The organism is Acidobacteriota bacterium (genome assembly GCA_030949985.1).
GTDB lineage: Bacteria > Acidobacteriota > Polarisedimenticolia > J045 > J045 > JALTMS01.
The window spans coordinates 1-8,497 of sequence record JAUZRX010000097.1 but is presented as its reverse complement, the minus strand read 5'-3'; the positions used below and the strand labels follow the sequence as shown (position 1 = coordinate 8,497).

4 protein-coding genes are annotated in these 8,497 nt (G+C 63.3%); all 4 read left to right on the top strand.

What is annotated here, in order from left to right; genetic code table 11:
• On the top strand, positions 1 to 265 hold a 265-nt coding region (aspA, locus tag Q9Q40_14495; protein MDQ7008428.1), incomplete at its 5' end, for an aspartate ammonia-lyase.
• A 649-nt stretch (positions 266 to 914) separates the two neighbouring features.
• Positions 915 to 2,501 (top strand): hypothetical protein, encoded by a 1,587-nt coding sequence (locus Q9Q40_14490; protein MDQ7008427.1) that lies wholly within the window; start codon positions 915 to 917, stop codon positions 2,499 to 2,501.
• On the top strand, positions 2,483 to 7,810 hold the full coding sequence (locus Q9Q40_14485) for an RHS repeat-associated core domain-containing protein (protein MDQ7008426.1): 5,328 nt from the start codon (positions 2,483 to 2,485) through the stop codon (positions 7,808 to 7,810). The genes Q9Q40_14490 and Q9Q40_14485 overlap by 19 nt, the downstream gene beginning before the upstream one ends.
• A 15-nt stretch (positions 7,811 to 7,825) precedes the next feature.
• Positions 7,826 to 8,227, top strand: a complete 402-nt coding sequence (locus Q9Q40_14480) for a hypothetical protein (protein ID MDQ7008425.1) — start codon at positions 7,826 to 7,828, stop codon at positions 8,225 to 8,227.
• Positions 8,228 to 8,497: the final 270 nt, after the last annotated feature.

The window sequence follows — 8,497 nt, the reverse complement described above, 5'->3', positions numbered from 1 at the left end:
TCGCCTGCTGGCGCGGGCCGGTCGCCTCTTCGCGGAGAAGCTGGTCTCGGGCCTGGCCGCGTGCCGGGAGGCCATCGAAGCGCGTGTCGGGAGGAGTCTCTCCCTGGCCACCGCCCTCGTGCCGGAGATCGGCTATGAGCGGGCCGCCGCCATCGCCCGACGCGCGGCAGACGAGGGGCGCACGGTCGAGGAGATCGCCCTCGAAGAGAAAGTCCTTTCCCCCACGCGGCTGCGGGAGGTTCTCGATCCCGCCAACCAAGTCTGAACGGCGGACGGACGGGCTGGTGTCCCGCGCCGGAACTTCGTTATCATCCCGCCCTATTCACGGAACCTCGTTGCGCGTCCGCAGTAGAGGGCTCCGCGAACAATACGGGATCATATTCGGCGAGTCATCGGCGTTCCTGGCAAGGCACGACGACGACTCTGTAGCAGCGCTGCTGCGAGCGCCGGGCGTTGCGGGGTGCCGGCTAGCCGGCTCTCGGTTGAAGCTCTCGCGTCCTTCCGCCTCTCGTCGCTTTCCCGTGTCCTGCTACGCCGAATCGAAGCCGCTGCTGCAAGCTGTTTTCGCGTTGCGGGCAGTTGATCTCCTGCGCGGGCAACCCGAGATAGATTCCTCTCGACAGGGTCTTGACTTCCGACAGCGGTCTATGGCAGAAAGTGGGATGTCATCCCCGCGGATGGGGATGACATGGGATGCAGAGTAGGACCGCGCCTTGTTGGCCCAGGGTGCGGGATTGGGGGCAAGATGAAAAATCGTCGGCGGATTTGTGGCAGCAAGGAGAGTAACTCGTTTTGCGGAGAGATTAGGAGTCGATTCTTCGGCGACCGGCGACCGGCGACCGGCGACCGGCGACCGGCGACCGGCGGGGTGGGTGCGGGTTGTCCTTATCGGGGCAGTTTGCGTCCTGATTGGCATGGCGGCTCTTGCCGAGGCCGGTCCCGGCGGGGATCCGCCTCCGCCTCCGCCGCCACCTCCGACCGATGAACTCCCTGTCATTGAGACGCGGAACTCCGACTTTCTCGAGGAGATCGCTCTCGAGCCTCGTGCATCGGGGCCGGCTTTCGCTCTGGGGGACGCGATCGACCTTTGGAACGGCAACCTCCACCTGAGCCTGCCGGCCAGCCCGGCCTATTCTCTGGACGGCCGCCTCTCGCTGGGAATGTCCCTCGGCTACAACAGCAAGAAGGCGAGGAAAGACCGTTTCGTAGCGGGGACGCAGCTCTTCCATACGGTGATGGGGCGGAGTTGGGTAGGTCTTGGCTGGACCGGTCATTTAGGGCGCATCTTCAAGATGCCGGTCTACCGCGGCGATGGAGAGTACGGCGAACGGTCGTACTTCGAGACCCCTACCGGGGGGTTGTACAAGTTCAAGCCCAATTTGAACAAGGCTCACCCGGGACTCAATATCCAGTATTTCCCGGATCAGACCTGCACGAATTGGGGACCGCCGCCGTGGTGCGACAAGGTGCCCGATTCGCCGGACTGCGCCGAGGACGTATGCCTGGACTGGAACGTCAAGCCCGGCTACTACCAGGTCACGTATCCTGACGGAACTGTGGTCAAGCTGGACCACTACGTGCCGGCAACGAAGGTGGATCCCGGTGGGTGGATCGAGAACTACGATCTGGCGGGCTGGTACGCGACTTCGATAGCTGACGTCTTCGGCAACACGATTCAGATTCACTACTCGGATGACGCCGCTGCCATTCCGGGGGCCATCGACCGGGTCTGGGCGGGAGATACCAACGCTCCCGATGCCGAGCTGACGATGACCCTCTGGACCCAGGCCGACGTGGACGCCGGCGCCTGTCCCGTAGCAGCCAGGGGCCACCTCAGGGAGGTGCACGCGGTCGGCTTCGAAGGGCAGGAGGTGGTCTACAAGTTCTCCTACGGCCAGAAGACTCTCGTCGATCAGCAGCGGGGCGAGTTGCGCACGGCCGGTGAACAGAAGGTCATCGACGTGGCGGTGCTCAAGCAGGTTGATGTGGGCCCGTCAGGCGGTTCGCCCTTGCTTTCGACGCATTATCGCTACGGTGTTGTTCCCTCGGTCGGTTTTTCGTCCGCGTCTTTCAAGGCTCTGCTGGGCCGCATCACCTCTCCCACGGGTGCCGTCGCGGAATACGAGTACGGGACCAGCGTGCTGGGCACGCGAGAGGTGTCAGGCGGGCTGGAAGATCGCGAGGCGATCGGCGTGGTACGTCGCGTCGAATTCCCCGACGGACTCGGCGATTCCGGTGCCCCGGCTGACGAGCCCCACTACACCTGGTCCTGGGAGCGGCAGTTCAAGGCATCTGCGTGTTCGTTGAGTGGCAAGGAGTCGAACGCGATCACGAACAGCTTCCTCTCGAGCTTTCCGGACGGGAGGGAGACCGAGGCGAAGTTCTACGGACACCCGTGCGGCAACAACGATCCCGATTGGGGGTCGCTTGGGACGGTCTGGAAGATGACGGTCGAGACGGAGCCGGGCTTTCAGGAACTCTCTTGCGCACCGTCGAGCTGACCTTCGACACGGAGCAGGATCCCAACAGTCAGGAGGTCGGCAAGGCGTTACGGCAGATGACCACCACGACCTTCGAGGACGATACCGGCCAGTGTTTCGGGGCTGCAGGCGGCGGTACGGCACGCCAGATGATCTCCGAGTTCCGCCAGCGAGACTCCCTGGATCGCTGGCGCATGTCGGTGATCAAGGGAGATTACCTCCAGGGCTCGGACTACTTGCTGACGTACACCAATTACGAGGAGACCGGTCCTCGAGTGGGCCAGCATATTCTCGGTGCCTGGGACTATCGCTTCGTGGAGAGTGGTGCCGGCGGGCCCGAGAGTAGGTACGAGGAGCGTGCCGCCTTTGACGACAGCGGCAACCTGACCGAGACCTGGGTGCAGAACGAGTGGGCGACGGCGAGCACCCAACTGGGCGCCGATCCATCAAGTGATGTGGTGACCCCGGCAGGGGACATGTCCCAAGACAGCGACGTGCTGCACCTGACCTACACGCACTACGACAGCGGGAATGTCAACACATCCACGGTAGACGGCGCGGATCCGCCGCCGAGCGGGAACACGTCCCCCTCCTCCTTCACGACGACCTTCACCTGGCAAAGAGGAGTCGTGAAGAAGATCGAGCAGAGCGGGATGGCGGCTCCGGTCAGCGAGTATCTTCTCGACGACAGCGGCCTCGTCAAGGATGCCCTGGACTCGAACGGTCGGAAGACGACGTTCTCCTACGACGTTCTGGGACGGGTCACCCGCGTTGACCCGGAAGACGCTCCCAGTGCGCCGGAACAGGCATCGCGGCTCTACTACCCGGATTTCACCGACCCCAACGGAGAGCTGATCTTCAAGGCCATTACTTCAGGCGGCGAGGAGGGCGAGTTCCTGCCGGGTTCCTCCGATCAGCTCTACAGCGAGCAGACCAGCGACGGACTCGGCCGGACGATCGAAAGGCGTCGCGCGCTTCCTGACAGCACGCAGGCCGTGCAAGTGGCCCGTTACGACCAGCTCGGCAGGGTGATCTTCAGCTCGGTGTGGATGAGCGAGAGCGATTACGCGGCGGCTGCCAAGACGAGCTGGGAGGCGCCGGATCGGGACGGTGACGGCAACCCGGAGTATCGGGTGACAGGAGTGCCGCTGACCCCGGGAGATCCCGAGAGCCGCCCGTGGGGTGTGATCGCCTTCTATGGAACGCCTTCCGGCTCTGACCCTTACAACCCTCTGGCCATCGAGCCGGACGGGCTTGGCCGAGTTCGGCGCACGATCGCGGCCGACGGAACGACGGTGGACCTGGACTACTGCGGTCCTCACAGCCAGAAGACGGTGCAGGTGCGCGGCGACGTGGGCAGCGACCAGACCCAGCCTGCGGTAACCCGCTACTACCGCGACGGCCTGGGACGGTTGGTGCTGGTCGATACGCCAGACAGCAGCGAGCCTGGTGGCCAGGCGGCAGACGCGATCTACGCCTATGATCTCCGGGGGAACCTGAAGGAGGCGAAGATCGTCGACGATCTCGGTGACGATCCCTTCTCGAAGTGGCTCGACGGCAGCCTGAACCCAGGGACGGTGCAGTTGCGGACCTTCGACTACGATGCAGCGGGGAGGCTTGAGGCTTACGAGACCCCTGAAGAGGGGCGCGTGGAAGTGCTTTCCTACAATGCCGCGGGACAGCCCTGGCGCTGGCAGGACGCCTCGGGAGCCGAGCGCGGCTACGTTTTCGAGGCGAGGTACGATGGCGCCGGCAGGCAAGAGGAGATACACAAAGTGCTGTTGCCTGACGGCGCCCCTTCGGCGAGTCTGGAAGAGGGCTTCGAATTCGCGGCGGGCACCTATGGTTCCTGGACTCCCGGCACCATCGACGAGAGCGGCGTGTTTCAGCAGCAGAGTTCCTCGTCGTGGCAGGTGGTGACCTACGCGGACCTGCAGTGCATCGATCCACCACCCGGTGGCACAGGCACCAACGGCTTGTACCTGGGCGACAACTGCAACTACGACAACGTGCCTTGCGGCACCCAGGCGGTACGGCAGCGGATTCCCAACGTGGAGCGGGACACGGTCCTGACCTTCGCCTTCTGGCGACAGGTGCGAAAAGGCGTTTCCGACTACGACCGTTTCGAGGTGCTCCTGGCGGCTGCCGATGCGAACCAACTCGCGAATGCACCACGAGCGCTTCGCCTCGACGCGCGGCAGAAGTCCTATGCCCGCTGGCGCAAGACCATCATGGTGCGCCCAGCCGACTTTTTCGACGACAGTGATCCCTGGCCCCGAGACCTGGACCTGGTCTTCGCCTTCACCAAGGGAGACGGACAGGCCGGCGTGGGAACCGGGATCTTTGTCGATAATGTCTTCGTGGGACGCCGTGGCACCGAGACTCTGGTCCGCTACAGCTACAGCGAGACCCACTGCGACTCCGGCACCGTCGATGCATCCTGTGCCGACGCTGTGATGAATGCGGACCAGGCCAAGGACCAATTGACTACCGTGGAGAGTTTCCACGACGGCCGGGTCTTGGCGATCACGCGCTACGTCTACCGCGGTCTGAACGGGCGCCTGTCGATGCGCGAGCAGTGGATCGACTGGACCATGACGGCGAATCCTGCTGATCCTTCCGGCTGGGCCCGATGGATCACGCGCTACAGCTACACCGACCAGGGACAGCTTGCCGAGGTTGCGGGGCCCTACCTGGCCGGCGATCCTGCCCCGCGGACCTACAGCTACGACTACCTGCGCGGCCACCTCGACGGCATCAGGGAGACCTCCGAAGGTATCGACTTCGTCAAGCCGAGCGCGGGCAGTGCGCTCTACGGCCCATGGAGCAACCTGGAGTTCCTGCGCTTTGCCAACGGCTCCTCGTCGACCTTCTCTACTGACGTTCTGGGCAGAGTGTCGGAGATCGACGTCAAGGGACCCGACGAGGCCACGTACTGGAACAGCGGCGCCTACCGCTTCGACGGGGCGGGCAACATCGTCGGCATCGGTGACCAGGAGTACAGCTATTTCCCCTCGGGAAGTCTCCACCAGGCCAAGGTGCGCCCCCAAGCCGGGGATCCGGACGCAGCCCTTAACACCCTGACGTACAACTATGACATCTTCGGCAACATGACCTCGCGGCAACTCGATCCGGCGGACCCGAAGCCCGACGTGCCCGGCCTGGAGTTCAGCGGGCGCAGCTACGACCTCGGCGACCACGTGACCAACGCCGAGTTCCGTTACGATCTCATGGGGCGCATGATCCGCTTTCCGCGGGAAGTGGACACGGGCGGCTCGGCGCCCGTGGTCCAGGCGGCGATGTGGTCCGACGGCGGCCAGCTCGTGAGCTTCTTCCAGGGTGAGCCCACCACCGGAGAGGCTCCCGCCGAGCAGTATCTCTACAACGCCGGGGGCCTGCGATTGGTGCGGCTGCCCCTGGGCCGGGACGGTCAGGCCCGAATCTCCGTGCGGGACGCCGGCGGTCAGACCGTGGCAGAGTACGTGGACAAGCCCGGCGGCGAAGGGCTGGTACTGGAGAAGGAGTTCGTCCATGGCTTCGGCCGCCTGCTGGTCGAGCGGCATCCTGCGGGATCGACGCCAGCCCAGGCGGCCGGGTCCAGCCTGTACAGTGACGGCTCCTACGGCCTGGACCTGACGGACGATGAGGGAGGCACGACCTTCGACGTTGACATCCAGACCAGCTCCGGTTTCCGCAACCAGGTAGCCGGCGTGCAGCCGGACGGCAGCGGACACTACCAGATCTCGGAGTCCGACCTCGCTCCGGGGGAGACCAACTACCTTCGCATCAAGTCCGTCGCGCCGGAAGAGAGCCCCTACTCGGTGCCCGTGTCGATCAGCTACGATCCGGCCATCGACGGAAGCTCCGAGAATCAGGTGCGGGCGGTCTCCGTCAGCCGCATCGGCGACAACCTCCTGGTCCGCTGGTCCCTGCACCAGGACAACGGCAAAGCGTTCCAGGTCTACTTCCATCGCAGCGACAACGGCCTGACTTACGCTCTCTCCGCCACAGCTCTGCCGGCTGGGACCACGGAGTACACCGTCGCCAACCAGGCCCTGGCGGCCCCCTGCGGCGGGATCTTCTTGCGCCAGGGGGATATCGGCTCCGGAGGCGGCCTGACCAACCCGACGCCTCCGAGCCCCGAGGCCGGCCTGCCGGGCCCGTTCTACGGCGAATTGGAGCCCGGCTTCGATGGCTGCCTTGGCGGCAGCGATCCACCGGAACCGCAAAAGCTCGTCGATCGCTACCACTTCTGCGACCACCTCGGCAGCCTGCGGGTGGAGACCGGGGAAGGGGGTTGGTTCGACCTGGGCATCGACTACTATCCCTTCGGGCTGGAGATGGAGAGCACGACGTCAGGTGGCACCAGCGCGAGCCGGTGGAAGTACACGGGGCACGAGCGTGACGATGAGACCGGGCAGGACTACATGAAAGCGAGATACAAGAGCCTCCAGTTGGCGGACTTCATGTTGCCGGATCCCTTTCTAGGGAGCATTTCTCCTGGAGATCCCGTTACATGGAAACGAAACGCATACGTGTTGAACAGCCCATTGCAGTACGTCGATCCTTCGGGATTGAATTCGGAGTCCACGCTTTGCATCGATACCAACAATGATGGAGAGAAGGACACTTGCTTGGAAGGCGGCGGCGGATGGACTTGTTGGAGTGAAGGCGCTTTCGACTATTGTGTTTCTGGTACGAGTCTACCGGGACCATCGGTGCCTAGCGTCGGGCAGCAATATGCAGTGTTCATGGCACAGCACTTCATCTACCGGCTCTCTCAGGCGGTTTTCTTTTCGCCGCACCTGGCCATGCTAGATGGTGGAACAGGTGGTGGCGGGAGGAGTCCGGCGCCAGGGCGAGAAGGGCATGGTACTGGGGGCGGGCCCCACGGGCTTCCCCCCAGAAACGTTCTTCATGACATCGGAAGTGTGTTAGATACTACTGCCGCGGTATTCCAGGCAACAAGAGCAGTGGCAGTCATTTCCGGAACTATCGCAGTCGGGATTGGCGCTGCTGTGGTTGATGGCCCATCGCCGCTCGGTGACGTGGTTGGCGTGCCGGTCGGCTACGCAGCTACTGTCGCAGCTACGGAGCCACTCGGCTGGACCGCTTCCGCTGCGGATATCTTCGGGACTGCCTTCACTATCTGGGGAGATAGCCGGTTACCGACTCGCCAGCGAGTCCGTTGGAGGTCGAGTGTTGCGTATTCTGCGGTTGGACTGATTTGGAAGGAGCCGATCTCCGGTGCGGCAATGGGCATCTACGGAGCGGTGGTCTCATGGGACAGGGCTCCTGCAAACCCGATGGAACTCTGGAAGTCGCATTAACTGGGGGTGCTTGAGATGCAAGTCTCTGGCGTGATGATAGTGGGTATACTGGTTGGCATTCTTATGTTTGCTTACAGCGTGTTGCGGTACCGGCGGGAGATGGTGGAGTATGTTCGGGGGGATCCTTCTCGATCGCTGTGGGATCTTGCACCGTGCTTTGCATGGGGCGCCATGGGCGTTGGAATTGCTCTTTTTTCCTCAGTTGCAGGCGATTCGAGTTTTTCCTGGAAAGAGAAGGTCCTGGTTCCGCTCGGCGCGATGCTCGCGATAGCAATAGGGGGGCCTCTCTCCATGGCTATAGATCGGTATCTCTTTGCCGGGCCCCTCTATCGACGACAGGTTGCCAAACTGGAGAAGAGGAGGCGGAAGCTCGCAGAGGATTCGGAGGGAGTTGAAGAGAAGGAACGCGAGGAGTAACGGTAGTCGTTCAGATCGAAACGGATGTAGATCGTCTTCGCCGAGCGCACGGTCTTCACGTGATCCGTAAGCGGTCGGAAATCGGCGTTCTTCCCAGGCCCGTGCATGACAGCTATAAGAGCCTCTGACCTCGCATCCGTCCCAGGATGCTGGAGAAGAGGAGGCCAGCGATGGCGAGAGGGCGTTCACAGCGTGTCCGGCGTAGTGAGGAAGAGTGGCGGGAGATTCTTGAAAGATTCGAGGCCTCGAAACTGAGCCTCAGGGCGTTCT

Bases quoted from the DNA above. Each gene is read 5' to 3' on its own strand.
- Q9Q40_14480 (MDQ7008425.1), top strand. From the start codon at position 7,826: ATGCAAGTCTCTGGCGTGATGATAGTGGGTATACTGGTTGGCATTCTT.
- Q9Q40_14490 (MDQ7008427.1), top strand. From the start codon at position 915: ATGGCGGCTCTTGCCGAGGCCGGTCCCGGCGGGGATCCGCCTCCGCCT.